At 41.9% G+C, this 26,855-nt stretch carries 27 protein-coding genes and 2 pseudogenes; 4 read left to right on the top strand and 25 right to left on the bottom strand.

Annotated features, from left to right (window positions below; translation table 11 throughout):
• Positions 1–45 precede the first annotated feature (45 nt).
• From MKY34_RS12520 to MKY34_RS12500, 5 genes are all read right to left on the bottom strand, one after another.
• Complete coding sequence (locus MKY34_RS12520; RefSeq protein ID WP_342511044.1) at positions 46–1,353, bottom strand: cytosine permease; 1,308 nt, start codon at positions 1,351–1,353, stop codon at positions 46–48.
• Between the two features lie 121 nt (positions 1,354–1,474).
• Complete coding sequence (locus MKY34_RS12515) at positions 1,475–2,194, bottom strand: aspartate/glutamate racemase family protein (RefSeq protein WP_342511042.1); 720 nt, start codon at positions 2,192–2,194, stop codon at positions 1,475–1,477.
• 173 nt (positions 2,195–2,367) lie between these two features.
• Entirely contained in the window at positions 2,368–3,924 is a 1,557-nt protein-coding gene (locus tag MKY34_RS12510) for a hydantoinase/oxoprolinase family protein (protein ID WP_342511040.1), read from the bottom strand.
• 1 nt (position 3,925) lies between these two features.
• The gene (locus tag MKY34_RS12505) at positions 3,926–5,017 is read right to left on the bottom strand and encodes a DUF917 domain-containing protein (RefSeq protein WP_342511039.1); all 1,092 of its coding nucleotides are present in this window, start codon (positions 5,015–5,017) and stop codon (positions 3,926–3,928) included.
• Between the two features lie 14 nt (positions 5,018–5,031).
• Entirely contained in the window at positions 5,032–5,622 is a 591-nt protein-coding gene (locus MKY34_RS12500) for a TetR/AcrR family transcriptional regulator (protein WP_342511037.1), read from the bottom strand.
• A gap of 524 nt (positions 5,623–6,146) precedes the next feature.
• Between MKY34_RS12500 and MKY34_RS12495 the strand changes: the two genes are divergently transcribed.
• On the top strand, positions 6,147–6,428 hold the full coding sequence (locus tag MKY34_RS12495; protein ID WP_342511035.1) for a hypothetical protein: 282 nt from the start codon (positions 6,147–6,149) through the stop codon (positions 6,426–6,428).
• Positions 6,401–6,682: a hypothetical protein gene (locus MKY34_RS12490; protein WP_342511033.1), complete on the top strand. Its 282-nt coding sequence runs from the start codon at positions 6,401–6,403 to the stop codon at positions 6,680–6,682. The genes MKY34_RS12495 and MKY34_RS12490 overlap by 28 nt, the downstream gene beginning before the upstream one ends.
• A gap of 124 nt (positions 6,683–6,806) precedes the next feature.
• Here the strand turns inward: MKY34_RS12490 and MKY34_RS12485 are convergent, their stop codons facing one another.
• Together MKY34_RS12485 and MKY34_RS12480 are read right to left on the bottom strand one after the other, a co-directional pair.
• The gene (locus tag MKY34_RS12485) at positions 6,807–7,202 is read right to left on the bottom strand and encodes a PaaI family thioesterase (RefSeq protein ID WP_342511030.1); all 396 of its coding nucleotides are present in this window, start codon (positions 7,200–7,202) and stop codon (positions 6,807–6,809) included.
• A 29-nt stretch (positions 7,203–7,231) separates the two neighbouring features.
• Positions 7,232–7,993, bottom strand: coding sequence for an SDR family NAD(P)-dependent oxidoreductase (locus tag MKY34_RS12480; protein ID WP_342511028.1), 762 nt, complete (start codon positions 7,991–7,993; stop codon positions 7,232–7,234).
• Positions 7,994–8,464: 471 nt separating this feature from the next.
• On the opposite strand from MKY34_RS12480, the pseudogene MKY34_RS12475 reads away from it, so the two are divergent.
• Positions 8,465–9,033: pseudogene (locus MKY34_RS12475) on the top strand (DUF4372 domain-containing protein).
• A 73-nt stretch (positions 9,034–9,106) separates the two neighbouring features.
• On the opposite strand, the gene MKY34_RS12470 reads toward MKY34_RS12475, so the two are convergent.
• The 16 genes and pseudogenes from MKY34_RS12470 to MKY34_RS12395 all read right to left on the bottom strand — a co-directional run bounded on the left by MKY34_RS12470 (position 9,107) and on the right by MKY34_RS12395 (position 22,884).
• Complete coding sequence (locus MKY34_RS12470) at positions 9,107–10,282, bottom strand: acyl-CoA dehydrogenase family protein (protein WP_342511026.1); 1,176 nt, start codon at positions 10,280–10,282, stop codon at positions 9,107–9,109.
• Between the two features lie 23 nt (positions 10,283–10,305).
• Positions 10,306–10,413, bottom strand: a pseudogene (locus MKY34_RS12465) (electron transfer flavoprotein subunit beta); the annotation flags it as partial.
• 21 nt (positions 10,414–10,434) lie between these two features.
• Positions 10,435–11,400 carry a nitronate monooxygenase gene (locus tag MKY34_RS12460; RefSeq protein WP_342511024.1) on the bottom strand — a complete coding sequence of 322 codons (966 nt, stop codon included), beginning with the start codon at positions 11,398–11,400 and terminating at the stop codon, positions 10,435–10,437.
• Positions 11,401–11,415: 15 nt separating this feature from the next.
• Positions 11,416–11,799 carry a MaoC/PaaZ C-terminal domain-containing protein gene (locus MKY34_RS12455; protein ID WP_342515256.1) on the bottom strand — a complete coding sequence of 128 codons (384 nt, stop codon included), beginning with the start codon at positions 11,797–11,799 and terminating at the stop codon, positions 11,416–11,418.
• 15 nt (positions 11,800–11,814) lie between these two features.
• Positions 11,815–12,231, bottom strand: a complete 417-nt coding sequence (locus MKY34_RS12450) for a MaoC family dehydratase N-terminal domain-containing protein (protein ID WP_342511022.1) — start codon at positions 12,229–12,231, stop codon at positions 11,815–11,817.
• A gap of 45 nt (positions 12,232–12,276) precedes the next feature.
• On the bottom strand, positions 12,277–13,059 hold the full coding sequence (locus MKY34_RS12445) for an enoyl-CoA hydratase-related protein (protein ID WP_342511019.1): 783 nt from the start codon (positions 13,057–13,059) through the stop codon (positions 12,277–12,279).
• A gap of 36 nt (positions 13,060–13,095) precedes the next feature.
• Positions 13,096–14,283: a lipid-transfer protein gene (locus MKY34_RS12440; RefSeq protein ID WP_342511017.1), complete on the bottom strand. Its 1,188-nt coding sequence runs from the start codon at positions 14,281–14,283 to the stop codon at positions 13,096–13,098.
• Positions 14,284–14,389: 106 nt separating this feature from the next.
• Positions 14,390–15,970, bottom strand: coding sequence for a long-chain fatty acid--CoA ligase (locus MKY34_RS12435; RefSeq protein WP_342511016.1), 1,581 nt, complete (start codon positions 15,968–15,970; stop codon positions 14,390–14,392).
• A 19-nt stretch (positions 15,971–15,989) separates the two neighbouring features.
• Positions 15,990–16,940, bottom strand: coding sequence for an MBL fold metallo-hydrolase (locus MKY34_RS12430; protein ID WP_342511014.1), 951 nt, complete (start codon positions 16,938–16,940; stop codon positions 15,990–15,992).
• Positions 16,941–16,973: 33 nt separating this feature from the next.
• The gene (locus tag MKY34_RS12425) at positions 16,974–17,774 is read right to left on the bottom strand and encodes an SDR family oxidoreductase (protein ID WP_342511012.1); all 801 of its coding nucleotides are present in this window, start codon (positions 17,772–17,774) and stop codon (positions 16,974–16,976) included.
• Between the two features lie 2 nt (positions 17,775–17,776).
• On the bottom strand, positions 17,777–18,862 hold the full coding sequence (locus tag MKY34_RS12420; protein ID WP_342511010.1) for a CaiB/BaiF CoA-transferase family protein: 1,086 nt from the start codon (positions 18,860–18,862) through the stop codon (positions 17,777–17,779).
• A gap of 20 nt (positions 18,863–18,882) precedes the next feature.
• Complete coding sequence (locus MKY34_RS12415; protein WP_342511008.1) at positions 18,883–20,034, bottom strand: acyl-CoA dehydrogenase family protein; 1,152 nt, start codon at positions 20,032–20,034, stop codon at positions 18,883–18,885.
• 12 nt (positions 20,035–20,046) lie between these two features.
• The gene (locus MKY34_RS12410; protein ID WP_342511005.1) at positions 20,047–20,511 is read right to left on the bottom strand and encodes a MaoC/PaaZ C-terminal domain-containing protein; all 465 of its coding nucleotides are present in this window, start codon (positions 20,509–20,511) and stop codon (positions 20,047–20,049) included.
• Between the two features lie 14 nt (positions 20,512–20,525).
• Entirely contained in the window at positions 20,526–21,677 is a 1,152-nt protein-coding gene (locus tag MKY34_RS12405) for a thiolase family protein (protein WP_342511003.1), read from the bottom strand.
• Positions 21,677–22,120: an OB-fold domain-containing protein gene (locus tag MKY34_RS12400; RefSeq protein ID WP_342511000.1), complete on the bottom strand. Its 444-nt coding sequence runs from the start codon at positions 22,118–22,120 to the stop codon at positions 21,677–21,679. Before MKY34_RS12400 ends, MKY34_RS12405 begins: the two co-directional genes overlap by 1 nt.
• 20 nt (positions 22,121–22,140) lie before the next feature.
• Complete coding sequence (locus MKY34_RS12395) at positions 22,141–22,884, bottom strand: SDR family NAD(P)-dependent oxidoreductase (protein ID WP_342510998.1); 744 nt, start codon at positions 22,882–22,884, stop codon at positions 22,141–22,143.
• Positions 22,885–23,034: 150 nt separating this feature from the next.
• Between MKY34_RS12395 and MKY34_RS12390 the strand changes: the two genes are divergently transcribed.
• Positions 23,035–24,921, top strand: a complete 1,887-nt coding sequence (locus tag MKY34_RS12390; protein ID WP_342510996.1) for a helix-turn-helix domain-containing protein — start codon at positions 23,035–23,037, stop codon at positions 24,919–24,921.
• A gap of 77 nt (positions 24,922–24,998) precedes the next feature.
• On the opposite strand, the gene MKY34_RS12385 is transcribed toward MKY34_RS12390, so the two are convergent.
• Positions 24,999–26,294, bottom strand: coding sequence for a TRAP transporter large permease (locus MKY34_RS12385; protein ID WP_342510995.1), 1,296 nt, complete (start codon positions 26,292–26,294; stop codon positions 24,999–25,001).
• A gap of 1 nt (position 26,295) precedes the next feature.
• On the bottom strand, positions 26,296–26,793 hold the full coding sequence (locus MKY34_RS12380) for a TRAP transporter small permease (protein WP_342510991.1): 498 nt from the start codon (positions 26,791–26,793) through the stop codon (positions 26,296–26,298).
• Positions 26,794–26,855 lie beyond the last annotated feature (62 nt).

The following is a 26,855-nucleotide window of genomic DNA, read 5'->3' as shown; positions in this document are numbered from 1 at the left end:
TCATCCCATTACTTATAGAGGTAGCTAGATGAGTGCTAAATCAAGTTAAGAATGCGAATAGCTCACTTTTCTTGCTCTTATAAGGAGCTCTCCTACATAGTAAATCACACCACTTACCATTAACGCATTCAAAGCCGGGATTCCCCATGTCGCAAAATAACCGACTGCCACTCCAGCAATCCATGCGATAAATGTCATTGTACTCATACGCCCGGCAACACTCGGTAACTCCCCCCTTGCCCTAGATTCATCTAATAATTCACGATGCGTTTTCAAAATATAGTAATCAATAATAATAATTCCCGCTACCGGAGGAACAAGAACACCTAAAAATACTAAAAAATCAACAAAGCGATCCAACATACCAAGTGCCGATAAAATCGTTCCGACAATTCCAATAACTAACGTAATATATGCACGATTTAACTTAACATTGAAAATAGAATCCAAAATCGAAGAAAATCCTAAAGAGGCCGAATACAAGTTAATATTGTTAATTTTCACAGTTGAAAATACAACGACTAACGCCGCAACAATGCCTGATGCTTGAACCATAATGCTTACGATATCATTTGTTCTCGCGGCGAGCGCCATCAACACCGCAATCATATTAATACCTAACTCACCGATAAGTAAGCCGATTGCCGTCATCCAAAATACATCTTTCCCACTTTTAGCATATCGACTAATATCCGGTGTAATAATAGCCCCAACAATAAAACTTCCCGCTACCATCGTAGCCGCCAAGCCAATCGTTAGCGGTTCGCCCGCTGGTGACGCTACGAGCAATTCTGAAATGGACGTTTTACTGAAAATAGATATGACGCCAATCGATACCGCAACTAAAAAGGCAGGTACTGCAATCGTAGCGGTAATGCTCAAAAATCGGAATCCAAAAATGACTAAAAACGTCACACTCAATCCCGTAAGAAATGTTACCAACGTTAGTGGCAACTTACCATTTGATGCTTCTACAATCCCGCTCGCAAAAATCGAGTTTTGTACGCCAAACCATCCGATACATGAAATAGCAATAATCGCACTAAAAACTGTCCCACCATGCTTTCCAAATCCTGTCCATCTCGTAATTAGACTTGTAGAAATCCCTTCCCGCATTCCGATGTATCCCAATAAAAACCCGATAATTTGTAGCACTAAACTACCTAGAATTGTAGCCATTAACGCGCTTTTAAATGTCATTCCATAACCTAGTGTAGCTCCTAATATGAACTGGACAATCGTAGCAAACGCACCAATTCGAATAATAGTTATGCTCCAGAGTGAGCGCCGAGCAGATTGCGGTACACGTGACAGCGAATAATCATCCCCAAAACTCGCTTTTACCTCTCCCATATAACCCCTCCTCTTCTATTTGTCTTCAAAATATTTCCCTAAAGAAAACTCATCTCCCTTTGTCCACACTGACATTTGGGAGATGAACCGACAGACAAACACACTTCGTTATACGCTACATTTACATCGTTCTTTTTTTAGATGGTGGCGTCATATACGTCAGACGACTTTGTTTCACTTTCATCGTTACAAGCGACTCAGCCAATTGTAGCGAAGCAAACGCAGGGTCAATGACCGGCACCTCATATCCCGCATCTTTCAACCGTTCTTGCAATTCACTTGCTACCCCTAAAAATCCTGTGCATCCTAATACCAACGCATGTGCATGATCCTCTTCAATGGCTCGTACCATTTCAGCGTACAATGCATGGACTAAGCGTTCCTTATCTTGCACCTCTAACACAGGGATTGACACATAACGAACAGATGCTAGCTTACAATCTAGCCCGGCCAACTTACTGACATTTTTAATCATCGAGATGACATTTGGCAACACCGTTACTACAGAAAACGAACTTGCAAGTGAACTTGCGTATAACATAGATGCTTCTCCAGGACCGATTACTGGAATCGATAATACTTCCCTTGCTGCTTTTACACCTGGATCTGCAAAGCAATCACTAATTACTGCATCATATCCTTCTTCCTCCGCCGCAATTGCTTTTGCTAAAAAATCTGGTAAGCACAATGCTTCATCGTACTCACTTTCAATCGATTCGGGACCCACCGATAAATTTGTCATCCCTATTTCAGTATCAGGCGATGCATAAAATTCAAATTCCTGTACAACTTCCTCATTGAAAATCGTTGATGTAATCGGCAAAATCACTTTTACTTTCATATCCATCTCTCCCTAGTATTTATAATCGATTACACCGAAGGTTTGGACCAACAGTGCAGGTGCTACCACAGTATGTTGAGACTTTTTCCTGCGTTCCTCTAAATATTCAACAGGGTTTTGAATCTATCTAGCATCCATCTCACCACTCATAGATATAGAGAATTTCTGCTGAATTAAGCTAAATCCCCCGCAACTTTTATGCGAACTTTTGTCGCATTACCAGCCAAATAAGCAAGTGGAACTTCTTGAATATCGACAACTGTTAAATTATCTCTATTCGCACCAGCCTTTACAGCTTCTTCATATGCCATAGACTTCGCTCGCTCTAATGTTCGTTCACGACCCAAGTCATCCATTTTAAAGATTTTTTCTACCTGTGCGCTCACTTGAGAAATTGCTGAACCAATCGCATTTGCAACGCCGTAGTTTTCTGGCTTAACGACCTCATTTGCTCCCTTTAAATGTGTAGGGAATAAAATACTCCCTCCACCTACTAATACAACCGCAACGTCATCTGCACTTATTTTCATTTTATCGATTGATTCTTCCAACATAAATGTCATCCGCGCATAAATTTTCTCCAGCAATGCACGATCCAAATGTGCTACTAATTCACGATTGCCAATCGATGCTTTCCCTAAAGCAATAACAACATCCGTCGTCGTTAATGTATTCCCACCAAATGCCAGCCCTTCTTTATACAAGTTATGTCCAACACTTTCCGGCCCAATCGAAAACGCCCCATCGTCATGCAACGTGATAATAGTCCCTCCCCCTAAACCTAACGATAAAATATCAGGCATACGGAAATTCGTACGCACCCCTCCGACATCTACCGCCAAAGAAGATTGACGCGGAAATCCACTTGACAAAACACCAATATCCGTCGTCGTTCCGCCTACATCTACAACAAGTGCATCTTTTTTAGACGATAAATAAGATGCCCCTCGAATACTATTCGTCGGACCACAAGCAATCGTTAAAATAGGATACTTCATCGTATATTCGACAGACATTAACGTGCCATCATTTTGCCCAAAGAACACCGTCGCTTCAACGCCTTCATTTTTTAATGCTTCGATAAAACTTTGAGCCGTTATTTTCGCAACATTCACGATTGCGGCATTTAAAATCGTTGCATTTTCTCGCTCAATCAACCCCACATTACCAATCTCTGCGGATTGTGAGATTGCAATATCCGAGCCCATTTCTTCACGAATGATTTCACTTACACGCTCTTCATGCACTTTTGAAATCGGAGAGAATACAGAAACGACAGCCATCGAATCAACTTTTCCTATCAGTGAGCGACAAATCTGTCGAATTTCTTCCTCATTCAGTTGCGTAATTTCCCTACCATCAAACTCGTGTCCTCCTTCGACGATATGAACATGTTGACCAATAATCTTTTTCAAATCATCAGGCACACCAATTAACGGTTTAATAGCCAATGTTGCGGGTGCTCCAATTCGAATAGACGCTACTTTATTGAGACGTTTGCGCTCTACAATAGCATTTGTACAATGTGTCGTTCCAAGCATGGCATACTTTATTTGACTTTTATCAACACCCGATGTAGCAATCACTCGTTTTAACGCATTAAAAATACCGGTAGATGTATCTGCTGACGTTGCTTCTTTTGCCTCAGCGATAACATTGTATGACTCATCTAAAATAACTGCATCTGTATGTGTACCCCCAACATCGATACCAATACGATAGATTTCCATATTACAGCACCTTCTTTTCTTGTAATTTCTCAACTTCAACATACGGTACATCATAACCAAAATACTGTGGCCCAACTGTTTCCAGGCCTTTTATGGTACGCCATTTCTCATGTGCCGGAATGCCAATCACTGTGCAACGTGCGCCGTAACGAATACCTTCTGTCGTGATAGGTAATGCGGTATCCGTATCCAATACAGCGATTAAATCAGGTGTTACACATAGCGTTTCCTGCCCTTTCGTCGCTAGTAAATGCTCGTTTTGAAAGTGTAATGTACATTCTTGATCACTATATGCATCAACACCTTGCACTTTCGCTTGCCCTCTAGCGAATCCGTCTTTCGTCACACGGTCAATGTCGCTAATCTTCCCTTTAAACAATTCAAAACCGCCTAATAATGTTAGAACTTCGTCGATTGGATTGGCCTCGTTTTCTTTCGCTTTTCGAACAACTGCACCAATTTGCTCCTCTAACGTTAAACTATTTAAAATGGCACTTTCTTTGACTTGTTCTTTCGTCATCGGGTAAATGGCCAACATGACCGAACCACCCATATCGATTGTTGCACTACGAGCAATTCTCTCCGCCCATTTATTGTTAATGGTATTCATCACAATATTGTTCCCTTTTTCATCCGCCAGTACCATCGGTGAAGCCGAAATACCATCTAAATAGAAAGTAACCATTTGTAATTCCGGAAAAGCACGCCCCATGCCATCCGCGTCGACAACAGGCAAACCAAGTTTCGCGGCTAAAGCCAATGGCAATAACGAATTGACACCGCCTGCCTCGATTGGCATTGTTGCATAAATTTCTTGTCCCATATAGTCTTCTAAGGCTTTAAAAGCATCTTCTGCTTCTTCACCATTTGGAATTTTTTCAACCATAACAGTTGGTGCCCCCATCATCGCAGAAGGTACAATGAGCGCACCATCAGGAACCTCATCAATCGAAATTAGTTTAATCGGTCCATGCTCTTCAATGGCTTGAAGAGCCATTAACTTTCCAATGTAAGGATCTCCGCCTCCTCCTGTACCGAGTAAAGCAGCCCCTATTGCAATGTTTTCAATTTCCTCTTTGCCTAATAATCTCATTACTTTTCATCCCCTTATCTATGTAGTTGATTAATCAATACCACCAATAATTCTTCAGCAACTTGCATTTGCTGCTGAAATGCCTCACCTGTATAAACAATCGTCGACCAAAACAAACCATTTGCTATCAATTCAACTTGCAGTATACAATTTCTGATTTCCTTTTCAGTGGCATTCGGAAACATTACTACTAGCGCATCCAAATAATTTTTCAATAACCACTCTTCGAAGTTGTTTACGTATTCAGAAAACTCTAGCTTGAATTCCGCACGTCCAGATGTCATTAACTGAATATACGCCTTCGCACCCGTTATATCATTCCTGTGGTAGTGGGCAACCCCTATAATTAGCTGCGTTAAACTTTTTTGAACAGGTAATTCTTTCACCTGTTCAAATGTCTTTTGTAATTCTTCGCGGTGATTTTCAAGGATTTTTTGAAACACTCCCCTTAATAATGCCTCTTTGTTTGGATAAAAAAAATAAATTGACGCAGCTTTAATTCCTACTGCATCCGCTATTTTTTTCATCGTTGTCCCTTTGTAACCGTGCTCTGCATAAATAGATAATGCCGCTTCTATCAATTTCTCTTTCGTCATTGTTGTCATCTTATCAACCTACCTAATATTCGTTAGGTCATATATTACAAGAGAGTTTAACGAATTGCAAGTGTATACTGAAAACTCAAAGTTTATATATAAAGTTAGAGAAAAAAATATTCATACACGATTATTCGTTTATATACTTAATGGGAAAATGTATAAGCTTTTCAGCGTAAACTCGCACTTCGAAAAATCTAAAAAAACACGTGTAAACATTGGGTTTCAATGTTTACACGTGTTTCTTCTTAAACGAACACCTACTAAAAACAATGGAGTTAGGCACACATTTGGAAATTAAACGAGTCGTGACCCTTGTTATATATATTAAAGAAAAAAGATCATCAATTAACTAACAAGCTAAATTCCGCAAAACGAAAGCGCGCATGAACTACAACTCTCCACTATTCAATTCAACTTGAATGCAGGGGGATATCTCAGATTCCTCTCCTTCAAAACGCCAACCATTTAACCTTCTAATGCTAGCCTATATAATAACTACTAAAAATTAAGTAAGAATGGAGGTTGAGCCCATGAACCGCTTAACAAGCCTGATTGGATTCTTCATCATCGCTATGCTTATGACAGGCTGCATAGCGATTCCAACAGGAGATGGTGGAAAAATAAAGTTGTCAAAAGACGGGGGTAAAGTCGAGGACAAAGAAGGGGAAAAATCCACCATTACTATGGATAGGATCAGGGCGGATACACCATTGAAAGCGATGGAAATATTGCAAAGGCAGGCTCTGATGCAACAATTCCCGCGGATTTTCCGAAAGATATTTTATTGCCAAAGGATGGAACACTCCTATTAAGCAATGAAACCGAACAAGATGGAACACTTTCCTATATGCTGTCTTATGAAATACAGGGAACAATCGTTGACGATATAGAAATGTATCACACCTACTTACAAGACAATGGCTATGAAATACAAGAAATCAATATGGCTGAAAAGATTATTGCTTATCAAGGTAGAAAAGACGCTCACCATTTACATTATCAAGCGGTGGGAGAGGCTGACGACCCTACGTATACACTCCAGATTCTCTATGGGGAAACGGACTAAGCAAAACTCGACTATTTTCAATGAAAATTATCACTGCCCCGTAGAGATGAGGAATCTACCTCCAGACTCCTCATCTCTACTATAAATGCTCAATGCATGACCAATACTCTTCGACAAATACTCTTTAATTTCGAAGTAACTTAAACGTTCCAACCGCCTTGGCTAATAAAACCCCATTGGAATCATATATTTCCCCCTCTGCCATCGCGGTTCTGTATCCTTGTTTCAAAATTCTTCCTGTCGCAAACAACTCACCACTTGTGGAAGTATTGAGATAACTCACATTCAAATTTATCGTCAGACAGCTGGTTTTAGTGACAGAACAGATTGCTATGCCTAGAATGGTGTCTAACATTGAAGCATGAACGCCTCCATGTATAGAGCCATTTGAGTTTAATAACTCCTCTCTTACGGATAGTTTTAATTGAACATTTCCCTCTTCAATATTATCGACTTCGAAACCAATATAATGTGCAAAACCACTTTGCTTAAAACTTTCACGTATCCGTTCAATAATCATCATATTCCTCCCTCAAACTCCCTTTATCCTTAGATTTTCGGACCACCTGCAACATAAAGAACTTGCCCGGAAATAAAGGAGGCCTGTTTACTCGCAAAGAAACAGATTGCATGCGCTACATCCTCTGGTAATCCAACACGCTTCACGGGTATTTGATTCCTTTTCTCTTCTTTTAATAATTCATAGTCAACTCCACCTTTCTCCGCAACGGACTTCATTGCATCTGTCTCTATAAACCCTGGAATCACTGTGTTCACAGTAATATTATTGCGGCCAAGTTCCAATGCAAACTTTTTCGTAAACCATTGAACGCCCGCCTTTGTTGTAGCATAATTTGCCTGCCCCTCATTTTCTAGAGAAGATGCTAAAGATAGATTAATGATACGACCATATGAATTAGCGACCATAAGCTCCTGGGCATATTTACTACAAAGAAACGTTCCTTTTAAATGAACATTCGCTAGATGCGCCCAATCATCTATGCTCATTTTTTCAAGCCGTTCATCAGAAATCATTTCATCATTATTCACTAAAATATCCACTTTTCCATGACGTTCTTTTATGGCATTAAACACTTTAGCCAAAGCAAATTCATTGGTCGTTTCTACTATGAACTTCTCGAAAGAAATAGGTAACGCTTTCAATTCATGACAGGATTCGTTTAAAGCTGATTCATCTGCATCTAGCAGGTACACAAATGCTCCTTCCAAACCTAGAGTTCTTGCTAGCTCCTTCCCTATCCCGCTTCCTGCCCCAGTAATAACCGCAACTTGATCATTGAAATTAGCCAAAGCACGACACCTTTTTCTATAGTATTTTTCTTGTATAATTGCATACAACATTGTCATGTGTGTCCATCATTTCTGGGTAATATCATTCAATAAATCTCCCTTACACTTTACATTTTATTTCCCACACTGACTACACTTCATCACTTTTCCTTCTCCACCAATTTTGACCAGATTTCCGAAAACGCACACCATGAATGTGGTTCTATTCATGGTGTGCGTCAGGATTATATTATAGGTTTGAACCCATTTTAAATATATCTGTTGATGAATTACTTAGAACCTATAATTTTAAACAGTTTAAAATTATAGCTATTAATAAGCCAAATTTATTTATACTGTTTAGCTCACTAACGTCGCATTAAAATATCACACAAAAAACTGAATACTCTAAAATTAAAATCAGGCACAAAAAAATCCTTTATAATGATCGGAAGATAGTAACCTATCTAAATCCAACATAAAGGACTAAGGATGGATAAGGTTACACGAAAAACAGTATTTGAGCAATGGATTGCACCGACCTCTAACCAATTACTCGAAGAACAAGTGATAGCTCATTACCTAGATTACTATACAAAGAAATTACACATGGCTTCGTTTACGAAATGATTAGTGTACGTGCAGCTCCATGAAACCAAAAGTTTACGTGCCACCATTTTCTGAAGAACTAGCAGAAGATTCACTGGTTTTGTCAAATAAAATAATGGTCATCGGTCTCATGCAAAATCGCATAGAAAATATGTCTCGTCTTCTCAATGTATCAGATTCCAAGAGTCAACTGAATCTACTGACGAACCGATTTGACTTGCTGCGGATGAAATCGCAGAACTATACAAGTCATGTTAGGCAATTAAATTGTTTTTCAATGGATGAAACAGCATTTGAACATCAAGAAGTTTTACGGTTATAGTGAACAAAGCGTACATAATCAAGTGTATATTGCAATGATTATGTATTGTTTGAACATACTTGCGCAGTTGCGAACAAAAAGTAAGCGAACCTATCTGCAAATCAGCTACTATTTAAAGGCCGCTTTATAGAAACTAGCGCATATTTATCCCAATTACTTTTTCTTTCTCATTCAATATATCCCTTCACCTTCTCAAAATATCCTTATAGACCTAGTTCTTTTGCAATAATAACTTTCATTATTTCATTGGATCCTGCATAAATAGGAGCTACTGCAATATCACGATACAGACGGGCAATTTGATATTCCTCCATATATCCGTATCCACCGTGAAGTTGCATACATTCCGGCGCCATTTTTCTTGCATTATCTGAAATCCACCATTTAGCCATAGACACTTGAGAATAAACATCTTGTCCATCCATATGCTTTACTATTAAATCATCAATAAATGTTCGACCAAGTTGAACTTGCGTCGCCATTTCCGCTAATTTAAATTGAGTGTTTTGGAATTTGCCAATAGACTGTCCGAATGCTTCTCGCCCTTTTACATATTCAAGCGTTACACTTAACATCTGTTCCGCTAAAACTTGAGAATTGATTGCAGAAATAATTCTTTCTTGCTGCAATTCCTCCATTAAGTGGTAAAACCCTTTCCCTTCCTCACCAAGTAGGTTGGAAGCCGGCACCCTTACATCTTCAAAAACTAGCTCTGACGTATCTTGACTATGTAGCCCAACCTTGTCTAGTTTCCTGCCACGGGAAAATCCAGGCATATCGCTTTCTACTAAAAACAAACTAATCCCTTTATGGCCTGGAATCGCCTTTGGATCTGTTTTACAAACAACAACAATCAAATCTGATAGAATACCGTTTGAAATAAATGTTTTTTGACCGTTTATAATGTAGCTGTCTCCATCTTTAATCGCCGTCGTACTAATTGATGCCAAATCAGATCCTGCACCTGGTTCAGTCATAGCTATCGCGCTAATCGTATCTCCACTCATTAAACCTGGAAAATACTTTTTCTTTTGCTCTTCCGTTCCGAATTTTCCGATATAAGGAGCTACAACACTACTGTGAACGACAATTCCTCCTAATCCCGCCCCAATGCGCCTTAACTCTTCGCTTAAAATTACCGTAAAAATAAAGTCGGCACTCATACCTCCATATTTTTCATCTACCCAGGGACAGAGAAAACCTTGTTCACCCATCTTCCTCCAAAATGTTTGTGGGACAAGACGATCTTTTTCCCATTGATCAAAATAAGGTACAGCTTCTTTTTCTAAAAACTTTCGAAGTGAATCTCGAAACATAATATGTTGCTCGGAAAAATAAGATCGAGTTTTACTTTTGGCTTCCAAATTAGTTTTTATCATTTTTATACCTCCATGTATTTTTATGCTTCCTTAACCGCATATTCACTCGCGTTAATGATGAATTCCGCTCCATACACTGCGATTTTCCCCTCCGTATCAAATGTACGTTTAACGAGTACGTAAATGTTCATTGAAATTCCTCCCTTGAAAAGTCAAAACTTCTTCAATTGATCCAACGCTTGGAAATACTCTTCTTTCAACGTTTCCACGATTTTTCCAATGGGTTCAATTTCCATGATTTCTCCAACACCTTGCCCGGCGCCCCAAATGTTTTTCCACGCTTTTGGCTCATTTTCCCTCCAACCCGTGTTGAAATCGCTTTTCTTCTGTAAATTTTCCAGATTGAGACCAGCATTCACAATGCTCGGAATCAAATAATTCCCATTCACGCCCGAAATGGCATCGGTGTAGATGATATCCTCCGACGTCGCTTCAATGAGCATTTCCTTATACACATCGTTCGCCATCGTCTCTTCCGCCGCGATGAACCTTGTTCCCATATAGGCGAAATCCGCGCCTAACGCTTGAACGGCAACAATGTCTTGTCCGTTTGAAATACATCCTGCCACAATGGTAAGCCCTTTCCAAAATTTGCGCACTTCTGGCACGAATGCGAACGGATTAAGTGTACCCCCGTGGCCACCCGCGCCATTGCAGACGAGGATGAGCCCGTCCACGCCCGATTTCGCTGCTTTTTGGGCATGCTTGATGGAAATGACATCCGATAAGACAACGCCCCCGTATTGATGGACGATTTCCACAACTGCTTGCGGATTTCCAAGCGATGTAATGACGATTGGAGGCTCGTATTTTCGGATCGCCTCCAGATCGGCATCCAACCGCTTATTCGTCTTATGGACGATTAGGTTGACACCCCAAGGGGAAAGAGGGGCCGACGGATGATTTCGCTGTGGATCCAATGCTTTCTGGATCGTTTCGAACCATTTTTCCAGCTCCTCGGAAGTCCGTGCGTTCAATAACGGAAAAGTTCCGATAATCCGTGCTTTACATGCTTCAATGACCGATTGAGGGCTTGAGACGAGGAACATCGGCGCCATGATAACTGGGATGTCCGTCTGACCAATGTGCGCCTTTTCCTTCTCCTCTATCATGTTCATTCGACTAAAAACCTCCTAATGTCTTTTGTGAATAGTGAACTTCGCAGTCACCTTTATTTCTCCATTTTCATTTGACGCAATCGACTCACAGAGCCATGAATCATCCGTTTCCCCAACAATCTGTCCTTTGACAACGATTTTCTCGCCCGGCTTCGTCATCGCATTAAAGCGGACTGTGAAGTTTTCCAGTCGGTTCGAAGGGAACCAGTCGACAATCGCTTGTCCGATAAACCCCATGATCATCATGCCATGTGCAACGGCACCGCCAAGTCCCACTTTTTCTGCAAACGGCACGACGGTATGAATCGGATTAAAATCGCCCGACGCCCCTGCATAGCGTACAATTTGTGTATGTGTGACCTCTTCCTTTTGGATCGTTTCAAACTGGTGACCAACCATCAAAGCAATCGCCTCCTAATGTCTTTCAATGATCGTAGAGCGGCCAATCAACACCAATTCGCCATGTTGATTCAAAAACTCCTTTTTCAGTTCAATGAAATTCATGGTCGCTTTCGCAAAAGCTTTTTCAACGACCGTATGAACAATAATTTCATCGCCAGCCTTCAACGTTCCTACATACTTGTAACTTTGCTCCCCGTGCAGCACTTTGGAAAGATTCAAACCAAGCACTTTGGAAATGGAAGTTGGACCGCCCCAAAATTCGATAACGGTTGCAAATGTCGGCGGCACTGCATCCCCGTTCAAATAACTTTCTTTTTGGTCACCCAACGCAATGGCAAGTTCCTTAATTTTCCCTTTTTCAATTGTATAAGTGAACGTTTCGATTTTTGTATTTTTGATTTGTTCTAAACGTGATTCGGTTTGGGTCAAGTGGAGTCCCTCCTTTTTTCATCGTGCAGCAATGACAATCGCCCATCAATTATAGACGGCTTTCCGTTTCTCAAAAAAAGCCTGTACACCTTCTTTGAAATCTTCGGATTCAACACACAAGCACTGCGAAGATATTTCCAACTCAAAGGTTTGCTCCAGTTCATTTAACACATTAAAGTTTGCCATCCTTTTAATAAGCCCCATCGAAAGTCGTGGATTCTCTGCCATTTTTTTTGCCGTTACTAACGCTTCATCGAACACTACATTATCTTCGAATACACGATTAACCACTCCAACCTGCTCCATCTCATCCGCACTCACTTTTTCTCCTAGAAGCATCATTTCCATGGCCTTTTGTCGACCGACTAATTCAGGGAGGAAATACATTGCACCTAAATCGGGTACAACACCGATTTTGATGAAACTTTGAATGAAGACCGAAGATTTTGCGGCGAAAATCATATCGCAAGCAAGCGCCAAGCTGAAGCCTGCTCCCGCAGCCGCCCCATGGACGACTGCGATGACCGGCTTGTTGAGACAAAGGATGCTTTTGATAAGCTCTTGGCTTTTTTCCATTCTTTCTTTTATTTCTTTGGCATTCGAATGTTTAAGAGCTTTCAAATCCCCACCCGCTGAAAACACACTTCCTCTTGCCGCCAATACGATTGATCGAATCGAACAATCATCACCAGCCGCAAGAAAAAAATTCTTCAATTCTTCCCGCATTTCTTCCATTAATGCATTTCGTATTTCGGGCTTATTCAGTGAAACGATACAGACATTTCCGTCCATTTGGATGTCGATGGTTTGATAATCCGGATACCGCATTGAAACACCTCATTGTCTTTGTCATTCTTTTTGCTTTCACGGTTTTCGATACATCGTCACAACGACTGCGCCGCCAAGTCCGAGATTATGTTGTAACGCAACTCTCGCATTGTCCACTTGCCTTTTTCCTGTCACCCCTCTGAGCTGCCAAACAAGTTCCGTACACTGTGCCAGACCGGTCGCTCCGATCGGATGGCCTTTTGACATCAAACCGCCGGAAGGGTTAACGACGTATTTTCCGCCATACGTATTGTCTCCATCATTGATGAATTTTTCCGCTTCGCCCTCTTCACACAATCCAAGCCCTTCGTAAGTGATCACTTCATTCGGGGTAAAGCAGTCATGCAATTCGACAACATCTACCTCTTCCACTCCAATTCCAGATTGCTCAAACACTTGACGGGCGGCTCTTCTTGTCATATCCATGCCTACTAAATTCATGGCACCTGTTGTGAAAGTCAGTTCCGTGTCCGTTGCCATAGATTGGGCAACGATTTCCACAGCATCTTCATGACCGTGCTTTTTTGCGAAGTCTTCGCTACAAATAATTGCTGCTGCCGCACCACATGAAGGTGGGCATGCACAATATCTTGTCAAATATGGCGGGAAAATCATCGGAGAATTCTGTACTTCTTCAACGGTCAACGGATTGTCAAACATCGAATAAGGATTGTGGATGGCGTGGCTTCGAGTTTTCACCGCCACTTTGGCAAAAATATCAGGATTCGCTCCATACTTTTCGATGTATTCCATCCCACCAGAACCGAACATTCGAGCTGCACGAGGAGATTCCAAAGAATAACCGGGCCTCAATTCTTCCAATCGATCAACAAATGCCTGCATCGGTGTCGTTCGATCTGTATACACCGTGGAAAGCGCCCCAGGCTTCATCTCTTCAAAACCGAAAGCAAGTGCACATTCTACAATGCCGCTTTCAACAGCCTGCCTTGCTAAAAAAATCGCCGTCGAACCCGAAGAGCAGTTATTGTTGACATTGAATACCGGGATGCCGCTTAACCCAACTTTATACAAAGCTGCTTGTCCTGACGTGCTATCTCCATAAACATAACTGGCAAAGGCGTGTTCAATTTCTTTGAACCCAATCCCCGCATCTTTGATTGCTCCTTTAATCGCTTTCGATGCCATCACTTCATAAGGTTCCTGCATGCCTGGCTTCACAAACTTCACCATATCTACACCGATCACTTTGACTTTTCTTTTCACATTCAAATCCCCCTTTTTTCCTATCATCTCTTTCACATGTCTTCACACATCGCCTTTGTTCACTATGAAAAAGCCTAAACAGCAACATTCCGTCACCATTCAGCCCTTATTTCAACAGTCCTTCCTGCATCAGTTCTCGTTTCATAATTTTCCCGACGGCCGTTTTCGGAAGGAAATCACGAAATTCGATGATTCTCGGCACCTTATATGTTGCAAGCCTTTCTTTGCAAAATGCAATGATTTCCGCAGTCGAAAGCTGGTGCCCCTCTTTCCGCACAATGAAACATTTAACCGTTTCCCCGCGATAAGAATCCGGGATACCAAGCACACACGCTTCCAAGACGGACGGATGTTCATAAACGACATTTTCCACTTCAATTGGATAAATGTTATATCCGCTCGCAATGATCAAATCTTTTTTTCTACCGACAATAAAGAAATAGCCGTCGTCATCCATCACAGCGATATCGCCCGTCGTCATCCATCCGTCTATCAATACTTGTGCGGTTTCATCTGAATTGTTCCAATATCCTTTCATCACTTGCGGTCCTTTGATCAGCAGTTCCCCTTCTTCGCCTACGGGGACTTCCACATTGCTATCTTCCAGCTTGATGATTTTGCAATCGACGCTCGGGATTGGAATCCCGATACTGCCCGTCTTCTTTTTCGTCCGTGGGTTCCGATGGGTGACAAGCACCTCCGACATCCCATACCCTTCCATAATTTGTGTACCGGAACGTTCCTCGAATTCTTTGATTACTTCTACTGGTAACGGTGCTGAACCACACGTGCATACTTTCAGGCTCTTCAAATCTTCATCAGCGATTTCATCGCTATTCAATAAAGCAATATAAATAGTAGGTGCGCCAATAAATACAGTAGGTGCGTACTTTTGTAGCAGCTCTTTCACTTTTGGGATATTAAATCGTCTCATAACGATGTACGTCCCGCTCAATGCAATTGTCAGATTCAGATAGCCGATTCCCATGATGTGGGCCATTGGCGTATTACCAAGTGTAACCTCTTCTTTTTCTTTTAAAGAGTAGAATACACGATTTTGAATGACATACCCGACAATATTATAATGTGTTAGCATGACCCCTTTGGCATGGCCCGTCGTACCGCCTGTGTATTGAATAATGGCGACATCCTCCATCGGATATATCGGAACATTCGGCAATTCGACACTTACTGTCGCCCCTTTATGAAAACAAACTTGTTGAAAAAGATTCCTTTCCGCATCGAAAACAATTTGTTCGATTTTCCTCTGTATTTCGATGGCCTTCAATTTAGGAACTTGGGCATCATCACATACAATCCATTTTGCTTCACTATCATTCAAAATGTGAGAAAGTTCGCTCGACTGGTATAGAATATTCACTTGGACTTGCGTGCAACCAATCCTTTGAAGCGCAAAGTAGCACACGGCGTATTCCGCACAATTCGGCAACATGACCGCAATGTGATCACCTTTCCGCATGCCTTGCTTATGAAAATACTTTGCAAGGCGCTCAGTGGCTGCCTGCAGTTCCGAATAGGTCATCACAAGTTCTTCATCAATGACGGCGATTGATGATGGAGATTTGTTAACCGCCTTTTCAAAAGTATCGTAAATAGACACATCCGTTGGAATTTCCACTTCATAAGGAATCCCTTCTGGATAGAAATCGTGCCATTTTCTTCTCATTTCTTCGCACCCCTTTCCACTACCATTTCAAGTATTCGGGTTTGACAATATGTTCCCTAATAAATGCGTCAACAAATTGCGTACAAACTTCACCCTCCTGCAGCAATTGTTGCAAATGTTTATAAATCCCAATCACTTCATTTTTTTTGCGTAAAATCGAGCCTTCTATTTGTTCTTTCCAATAAAAAATGCCTTGTTCAATCATTTTTTCCGGAGAGATTCCATTACGGATACAACGGGTAATTTTCTCATGCCGCCTTTCAATGACGTTCAAAAAATCGACGACTTTCTCGTTATACTCCTGTTGGGAAACGATTCCTTTATGATGCCCCGTTACAAAATACTTCGCATCAAGATCCCCAACTTTCTTTGCAGAAGTGATGAAATCGGCAATATCGGATTCCAATTCATTATAAAAAGGACCAAAGGATGTCAAGTCGATATCCCCTACGTAGACGACACCGTATTTTTCAATATACGGAACCGTATATCCTTCCGAATGGCCCGGGGCGTGGATAAACTGCACGTCCATGCCCGCGATTTCAACCGGCTCATCCAGCGGGTATTTCCGATTTGGCTGTATTGTCCGTTTTCCAACGGTTTTGTCTCCGAAATGCCTGTTTTCCTGTTGCTTTAGCCAAATTTGAAACGTCTCTTCGTCTTGTACTGCCAACATTCCGTCAGCATGTGAAAGAGCGTAAATATCCGAAGCTTTTTCAAAATCAAACGGATTGATATGCACGTCAGCTTCAGGAAAAAACGACACACCCCACACGTGATCGATATGATGATGGGTCAAGTAAATATCACGTACGAAATAGTTTTTTTTAATATATCTCAAACTGTCGAAGCCAGCTCCGCATTCCAATAATGCAGATTCTCGGTTATACGTCAGCAGTAACGTCGTACAAAACGGTACTTTGCTAGAATTGTCCCCCAAAATTTCAATCGGTCCTATTTTTTCATACATCCCATCACCATCCGTCCCTTCCGGTTTACCAAATCAAGTGTAAGAGCCACCGTTAATTTGCAAAACTTGTCCATTCACATAATTAGACAAAGGAGAAGCCAAGTAAAGAATCCCCTCTGCCGCTTCCCGCGGTTGCCCCGTCCTTTTTTGTGGGACTTTGTCAATAAACATTTGGCGCAATTTATCTGGAACGCCTGTCTGGTCTTCACTAGATTCAAGCGATTGAGTCATCCTTGTTTCGATGAACCCAAACGCCACCGCATTCGAATTGATGTTATAGCGTCCCCATTCCTGGGCAACGACCTTTGTCAGGCCGACGACTCCCGCTTTGGCAGACGAATAGTTGGCTTGCCCCATATTCCCTCGAAGTCCTGAAACGGATGATACGTTAATAATTTTCCGGTAATTCACAATCCCTTGTTCGATCTCCACCTTTGCCGCTTCCCGCATATAAGGCGCAGCCTCGCGGATTAAACGGAAAGGAGCAACCAAATGAATATCTAGCACTTGCTGAAACTGTTCGTCCGTCATTTTATGGATTAAACTATCGCGCGTGACACCAGCGTTATTTACCAAAATATCCAATCTTCCGAATTCAGCAACCGTTTTCTCGATTAATGTCCGCGGAAACCTGGAATCTGTAATATCACCACAAATCGCAAGTGCCTGACCACCTCTCTTCATGATTTCGCTTTCTATTTCCGCCGCAGGTTGTGCATCCATATCCGAAATAATGACGGTTGCACCGTTTTCCGCAAAAACCAATGCAGTTTCTCTACCGATCCCCCTACCTGCCCCTGTAATGATTGCTACTTTCCCGTCTAATAATCCCATTTTCAATCCCCTTTCCTTTCGGTATTTTCGAGGTGCCCGATTTGGCTGAACGCTTCCATTCGATGCATCTTTACCGGAAATGGGACTCTCAAACAATCGCCTTCTTCGATAATTGCGTTCCGATGCTTCAAATGTGGGTCTTTCGACAAATCGTTAATCATATTGACGCGACTGACTGGTAAATCAACCTCGCCGAAAATCGACAACCACTCAGATAATGTTTTTCGAATAATTATTGCCTCAATTTTCCGATTAATTATTTCAGCATTTTCCATCCTTTTTGTCCAACTATTAAACAAGTTATCCAGCAAAAACTCTTTCATGCCCACCGTTTCACAAAATGTTTCCCAAAACTTCTCTTCTACACAAGCGATGGAAATATATTGTCCATCTTTCGTCAAATATGCCCCATAAGCCCCTCGGCCCATGAAATCCGATTTAGCCGGCTCATTGCGTGCGTAATATTCCGCAATGCGTGGAGACATTAAAGCAAGTGCGCTTTCCACTAAAGACACATCGATGTAAACCCCATTCGAACGGGTTCGAGCCTTGTTCAACAATGCCCCTAACACCGAAATCGTAGCGTATAACGATGCCGCAAGATCCGCTATTTGGATTCCTCCTGCCGCTTCAGGCCCCCCGTTCGGCAGACCACTGATTCCGAGAATGCCCGAAACCGCTAAATAATTCAAATCATGTCCCGGTGCATCGCGGTAAGGACCGCTCTGCCCATATCCTGAAATCGAACAGTAAATCAGCTCCGAATTCAGTTTTGCAACCTCATCTTTACCAAAGCCCAATCGATCCATGACGCCTGGCCGGAACCCTTCGATGAGCACATCACTTTCCCTTAACAGTTTCCGAAGAGTACTTTTGTCGCTCTCATCTTTCAAATCGAGCGTCAAACTTTTTTTTCGACTGTTCAACATTTCATACAAGCCAGGAACCATCTGACGCGATGGATCGCCTCCATCAGGCCTTTCCACTTTTATGACTTCTGCTCCCAATTCCGCAAAAATATTCGTCGCGAATGGCCCCGGCAATAAATTCGTCAAGTCCACAACGCGAATGCCCTCCAACACGCCCATTTCAGTCACCCCTCATCTAGTCATACAAAAGCAGAAATGCCTAACACTTCCCTGCCGATGATCAGCTTTTGCATCTCATTCGTCCCTTCCGCAATAGTAAAGTATCGAATATCGCGATAATACCGCTCAACGGGAAACTCCTTCGTATAGCCGTATCCTCCATGAATTTGCAAAGCCTCTTCCGCCACCTTTAACACGCGATCCGTCGCAAAATACTTTGCCATTGAGCACTCAACCTTTGCATCCTTCCCTTGGTCCAGCAATGTGCTCGCTTGCTGCCCGAGCAACCGCATCGCATTAGTTAGCGTCATCATTTCACTAATTTTTTCTTGTATCAATTGAAAACTACCGATTGACTTCCCGAACTGATGACGTTCCTTTACGTACTTAATGGATGCATCCAGGCAAGCTTGCGAAATACCCGTAGCGATGTATGCAACCATGGCACGCGCGCTGTTCAAAAACTTCAATCCTTGTTTCAAACCTTCACCGACATTGCCGAGCACGTTTTTGGCAGGAATTTCACTATTTTCGAAAACCAATTCAGCAAAAGGACAGCTAACTGTACCCATCTTTTCAATTTTCGTCGCTAAAAAAGAAGTTTCCTCTTTATCTATAAGCAGGGCTGCGATTCCTTTATTCCCTAACGTTTTGTCCGTCTGTGCAATGACGATACCGATTTCGCCTTCCAAACCATTCGTTATAAAGATTTTTGTTCCGTTGATAATCCATTTATCCCCTTTTAACACTGCACGTGTTTCAACACTGGAAGCATCCGATCCGACATTCGGCTCTGTAAGTGCAAAGAAACCGAGCTTTTCCCCGCGCAACAGCGGCCCCAAATATTTTTCCTTCTGCTCATCCGTCCCATATTCGTAAATATGTGTGAGGACGGAGTTAGAAATGCCAACGGTCGCCCTTAAAGAAGGCCAGACACGGGATAATTCTTCGATCATCGTAAAATACGTTGTGTAATCTAGACCATGTCCACCCGCTTCCACCGGCAGCAATCCCCCTAAAAAGCCAAATGGGACGAGTTTTTGTACAATCTCTTTCGTGACAGGTTTTTCCTGTCTTTCATATTCCTCCACCATTGGCGCAATTTCCTTGTCCAAAAACTTCGCCAATGTTTCTTTGATCATCAGTTGCTCATCCGTTAATTGAAATGCCATTCCGAACTCCCCCTAGTTCTTTCTTCTCGCAATCATCATCGGGGTAAAGCCTTCTTGGACGACCACCCCGTTCTGATTGATGATTTTACGAACAAATTTCACAACCCCTCGGTCTTGTTTACTTGTTTCTTTCATCTCAACGATTTCAATTTCAAGATTAATTGTATCGTTAATTTTGATGGGTGCCAGAAAACTCCAAGACTCCAAACCTAATAAAGCAATCAAGTTTTTACTCATCCGTCGATTCAGCTCTGTGCGTGTAAAAAGTCCGGACGCGATGGATAGTCCTAACAAGCCGTGTGCAATCCGTTCTTGAAAAACCGTGTTTTTTGCATACTCCTTATCCACATGGAGCAAATTATAATCTCCTGATAAACCCGCAAAATTGACAACATCCGTTTCTGTAATAGTACGTGAAGGAGATAAGAATTTATCTCCGATTTGAAAGTCTTCATAAAACAACCCGTTATCTTCCATCCTTCTTTCCCCCTTCATCGTTGTAATATCGTAACGGCACTATTTGGACCGGCCCCCATGGCATGTGCCAAACCAAGCTTAGGATTGGCCACTTGTCGCTGACCAGCTTCTCCCCGCAATTGCGATACAATTTCATGTATTTGTGCCAATGCGGTTGCACCGAGTGGATGACCTCTAGATAACAGTCCACCGTCGGTGTTGACCGGTAAACTTCCCGTCAAATCGAAGACACCTTCACGTAACAATTCAGGTGCTGTTCCTCTCGCACAAAAACCAAGTTTTTCAATGTCCCATAGTTCGCCTGGTCCCATGCTGTCGTAGGCTTGCACGATGTCAATATCTTCTGGTCCATAGCCGGCGCTCTCAAAGGCTTCACGAGCAGATTTCTCGACAATGCCTTTCGAAGGATAGTGGTGGACGCTTGCCGTAATACCGGATTGATACGACTCTTCACCATATACACCTGACACCAAAACGGAGCTTGCCACACGAATCGCCCGATTGCTTTCTGGCTTACTTGTCAAAACCATCGCGACCGCCCCGTCCGCCAAAGGACAACAGTTCAGTAACCGAAGTGGAGATGCTATCATCGCTGATTGGAGTACCTCCTCTGTGGAAACTGCTTTTTGAAATCGTGCATTGGGATTTAGCGAACCGTTTCGCCTATTTTTCACACTGACTCTTGCAAAATCTTCAACCGTAGCTCCGTATTGGTGCATATATTCCATCGTTTCCAAGGCATAGTTGGCCGGTTGTACGTTGAAGCCCATTGCCAATTGCCAGCTCGGAAAAGCGGTGCTTGGGATTGGCCCTCTTGGCATCTTTTCAAATCCGATGGCGAGTACCGTTTCGTATTGCCCTAATCGAATCGAATCATAAGCCAGTCGAAACGCGGTTGCCCCACTTGAACAGGCACTTTCCACATTGACGATTGGAATTCCTGTAAATCCAATTTCCCCTACTACTCTATGCCCGGAAGCCGTCCCTTGATAGACACTACCTGCAAAAACGGCTTCCACTTTCCCCCACTTGATTTGAGCATCCTTTAAAGCGTCTACAATCGCTGCAGATCCCATCGAGCTGGTGGAATCATTCGGAAAGAAACCCCATTTTGTGGTACTCGCCCCTTGAACATACACATCTTTCCATTTTGCATTTTGACTCATCATCCCTCCCCCCTTACCAGAGAATTTTCCGCTGTAAACTTGAATGTCATGACATCGTTGTTTTCTTCTTCATATAATTTCACCACAACCATTTTGACACGTTCACCGACTGATAGCACTGGATCATCTACGAGCTGTGAACAAATATTTACTCCTTCATCTAGTTGCACGATTCCATATGTATAAGGAACCGCTCCTTTATAAAAACCCCCGGCCGGTTGTCTTTCCACTTTTGTTAGTGCCAAGACACGCCCCTCGCCAGAAAATTGTATTTCTTCTAAATACTCTTCATGACACTGCATGCAAAAATTCAATTTTTTCCGTGGAAAAAACACCTCTCCACATGCCTCGCATCGACTTCCAATCAAATAAGGTTTGCCATCCGCTTCTACTTTCCATAAGCCTTCCATGACTGGAATAGCTTTTCGTTCAATTTTCATCATCGCATTCGCCTCCTGTTTGATTATCCAAATCTTCCACCCGTCACATGTAATATATCTCCGGTTATGTAGGATGAAGCGTCAGAAGCAAAAAACAAAACTGCATTTGCGACGTCCTCCGTCGAGCCTACACGTTTAATCGGGGAATCGCGTTTTTGGAGTTCTTTAATCCTTTCGAATTTCGGATGATTCCGCAATGCACTAGTTTCAATTAACCCAGGCGCAACCGCATTCACGTTAATGTTATGTTTGCCCAGCTCCTTTGCGAGCGCTTTAGTAAGACCAAGAACACCTGACTTGGCAGAAGCGTAATTAGCTTGTCCTGGATTGCCCAAGTATGCGCGAGATGCAATGTTGACAATTTTTCCGTACTCTTGGGAAATCATATGTTCAGCCACATACTTCGCAAAAAGGAAAGAACCCTTTAAGCATACATCTACTACACAATCCCAATCTTCTTCTTCCATTTCCGTAATTTTCGCATCACGAACAAGCCCAGCGTTATTTACTAAAATATCAATCTTCCCGAATTGCTCCTTTGTTTTTTCAACGACGGACATGACTTCTTTCTTTTTTGCAACATCTGCGGGCATCGCATGAGCATCGAAACCGGACAATTGAAATTCTTTTATCGTTTCTTCACACGCTCCCACATTAATATCGGAAATAATGACCGTTGCCCCTTCCGTGAGCATTTTACGGGCAATTTCTTTTCCGATTCCATCCGCCCCCCCCGTTACGATAGCAACACAATCATGAAATCTCATTTCATAACCCCTTTCTAACTTTATCATTTCCCCTATTCTACTTCTTTCCAATCTATTCAACTATGTCAATTGACTACAATGTTCTTTTGTTTTATTGTATAATTCATACTAGTCGGCATTTTATAAAAGAAACACACAGGAGGATACCCAATGCTCAAAAACGAAATCAGCTACGGCAGTTTTATCGATGAGCTTTTTCCGCTCATCGAAAGCAATCAGTATGATGAAAGTAAGTGGGAGGCTTTAAAAGCGAGACTCCACGAGTATTCCATAGATGACAAGTTACAGTCCCATTTTTACGCACTTCAATCTTTGAAACAAAAGGCAGATTTCTTGAAATTCTCAACGAGTACGTTTGAAATCCTTCATCAAATAAATTTGGAAGTCGCTTCTCTCGCTCCGCTAACCGATATTCTAAATTTAAGCGCAGCTCGTCTATTGGATACTTCTAAAGCACATTATGTCCTCATCGGAATAATTGATAACGAGAAATCCTGTATGAGGATTGATGCGGTCGCCGGGGAAGAACAGTCCGACTTGTTATATTTCGAAGAACCGTTAGATTCGAGATTCCAAATGGAACTGGCGGACAATCAAGAGCCTTTCATCTTATCGGATATCGCTATACATCCCTCCTTCCAAAGCGCTTTATTGCAGCGCCTGGCGAAAAAAGGCGTCGTATCCCTTATCTGTTCACCATTGATTGCCCATGGCGAACGGATTGGTGTCATTTTTTTAGCTCGATCGGTTTTGTATCATTCCAAGCAGCCACTACTGCAAATGCTCAATAACTTTTGCTACCAAACAGCGCTTGCCATTTCAAACGCAAAGCTGTATTCGAATGAAGTTCGCATAAGTGAGCTTCACGGTGAACTCTTTGAAGAAGCACTCAATAAGGGGGGGAACGAAGGAATATTACAAAGAGTGGCCAATTTTATTGAAGAACCGATTTTATTGCTTGATGAATTCGGCAATTCCATTTATGAAGCTACACCTCGAAATTCCGCTAATAGTAGAGAGTATTTCGATCATATTGAACTTTATAAGTGCATCCTTCAATCCGTTAAGAATCATCATGCCACTTTTGAAATTTCAAACAATAGCCAGATCTACTCCGTTTTCACCATCACGTTGCACAATCGGACTGTCGCTTATTTAATTCTTTCAAAAAAAATAAACTCATATGATCAATTAAGCATCGTCGCCATTGGGCAAGCTAAAAACGTCCTGGCACTGCAAATCAACCAAGAAAAAACAAATATCGAAGTGGAAAACCGATTACGTCAGGACTATCTGTACGATTTGATATCCGGACTGGAAACGGAGGAAAATCTCACTCGAAGAGCTCGTTTTTTAAACATTTCTTTTGAAAAGACGTATTCCATTCTTGTTTTAAGCCCAAAAGAGAACGAAGAGGATTATACACAACAATTGAATCGTACCCTTGAGAAATTCAGTTATCTAATCGATCAGGAACTATTGCCGCTCAGCATGATTCAAGGACAGAAAATCATTCTAGTCACGCCCGACGAGCATACTCGCACCGTTGCGAACTTCGCGCTCAGCTATACGGAGGAAAAACAACCCACTTTACACTTCCGCATCGGTATTAGCAACCCCGTCTTACAAACGAGAGAATATCTTAGGGGTTTCAACGAAGCCAAAAAAGCAGCTGAATTCGCTCATTCTTTCCAATCCAATGCCCCAATTGTCCATTTCAAGGAGCTAGGAATCATAGGGTTGATATTCAATACGGAAAACCCCGAATACATGAGAGAATTCATGGACAGATACTTAGGAAAAATCATCGAATACGATGTCCAAAACAAGTCCGAATTACTGAAAACGTTAGAAGTATTTTTGGATAACGAATCGGCTATCCAACTTTCCGCTGAAAAGCTCCATGTCCACTACAACACATTAAGATACCGTTTGAATCGGATTGAAGAAATTTTAGAAATCGATCTATCGCACACACAAAACCGTCTTAACCTACAAATCTCCATCATCATTCATCGACTCATCAAACAAAGATGAAAAAAATAGAGAGTGGGATAAATACATTCCCACTCTCTATTTCTGTTGAAACCATTATCATTCCCCGTATGCCTTCATCACATTTTGGATGGTAAAAACAATGCAATCTCAGGGAAAAAATACAAGATGAGGATCATAACAAAGATCGGAATAATGAACCGGCTCGCACCTTTAAAGATGGTTTCGAGTGAATAATCGGAAACACCTTTCAATACATAACAATTCATTCCAACAGGTGGTGTGATTAAGCCTAATTCAATAATCAATACGATTATCACTCCGAACCAAATCAAGTCCATATCCATCGCTTGAATAATCGGTAAAATGATTGGAATGGTAATAACAATCATTGCCATAGAATCCATGAATGCACCTAGAATGAGATACATGAAAATGATCAACATAAAAATCACAAAGTCAGGCATCGAAATTGAATGGATTACATTCGCCATAAGCATCGGAACTCTTGTAATCGCAAGAAAATAATTCAGAATGAATGCCGCCAATATGATTGCAAATAAAAAACCGGTTGTTTTTAACGTGTTAGATGCGGACTCAATAAAATTCCTGAACGTCAATTTCCGATTAAACAACGCGATGATCATTGCTCCAAATGCACCTACTGCAGCGGCTTCCGTCGGGCTGAATAAACCAATATACATCCCACCAATAACGACTGCAAACAAAATTAATATCCAGATTGTCGATTTGAGGGAATGAATTTTTTCTTTCCATCCACCTCCAAAAGTCGCGGGGGCGATGTCCGGATTTAAACTCGCTGAAATATAAACCGTCAACATATATAATACGGTTAACATGATGCCTGGAATAATACCGGCAATGAGCAGTTTCCCAATGGACTGCTCGGTTAACATACCGTACACGATAAATGCCGTACTCGGTGGAATGAGGATGCCTAATGTTCCACCCGCAACAATTGTTCCAGCAGAAAACGAATCCTTATATCCGAATCGATCCATTTCTTTCGAGGCAATAGCCCCCATCGTTCCAGTTGTAGCCAAACTGGAGCCTGAAGCAGCTGCAAAAATCGCCGAAGCTCCGATTGTCGCCAAACCGAGTCCACCTTTTAGACGTCCCATCCACAGGCGAAACATTTTAAATAGTTCATTGCTAATTCCCGAGACGAAAAGCAATTCCCCCATCCATATGAAAAGCGGAATCGTCGATAATGTATAACTAAAACTATGATCCCAAATAATGGTCTCAATCGCGGTAGTAAGCGTATTCCAACCTTTTAAATAATAGATCCCGAGAAAAGCTGGAATCGCCATGGCAATAGCAATCGGAAGCCGCATAAACATGAGGACGAACATTAAAACAAGGCCCATCAATCCGATCATCTCGATACTCATATTACCCCTCCTTTCCAGCAAACAAAGTAACGAATGCACGCATAGACTTCAAAAGTGCTTCCAATCCCCACATCATGAAACCCAATGCAATGATGAATCGAAACGGAAAATGTGGGATTCCAAGTAAATCTGTCGTTTTCACATTTCCATTCATCGAATTTAGTCCTATGTTAAAGCTTACCCATCCAATGAAGAGACAAATGATAAATGTGGAAAGATAGCTGATGACATCTGCAAATTCTTGTATTTTTTTGGGTAACCGATCGACAAACAAACCGATGGAAATATGTGCATCTCTTTTTTGTGTGTATGCTAGCGCGAACATTATCAATACAACCATGCCTAGTTGCATAAATTCAACATCCCCCACTACAGGAGCCCCCAAGTTGCGACTGATGACTGCATATGTCGTAAAGACCATCATACTCGTCATTGTGAGAATCGCTATCCACCTTCCAATTATCGTTAAAAAACCTATCCATTTTTCCACAATCCCCATTCATTCCACCTCCGTATAGAAAAATATGTCTTGATTGTCAACCAAGACATATTATTCTCCTT

The sequence above is a fragment of the Sporosarcina sp. FSL K6-1522 genome (assembly GCF_038622445.1).
Lineage (GTDB): Bacteria > Bacillota > Bacilli > Bacillales_A > Planococcaceae > Sporosarcina.
Note: the sequence above shows the minus strand (reverse complement) of the source record. Positions and strands in the feature narration are given on the sequence as shown.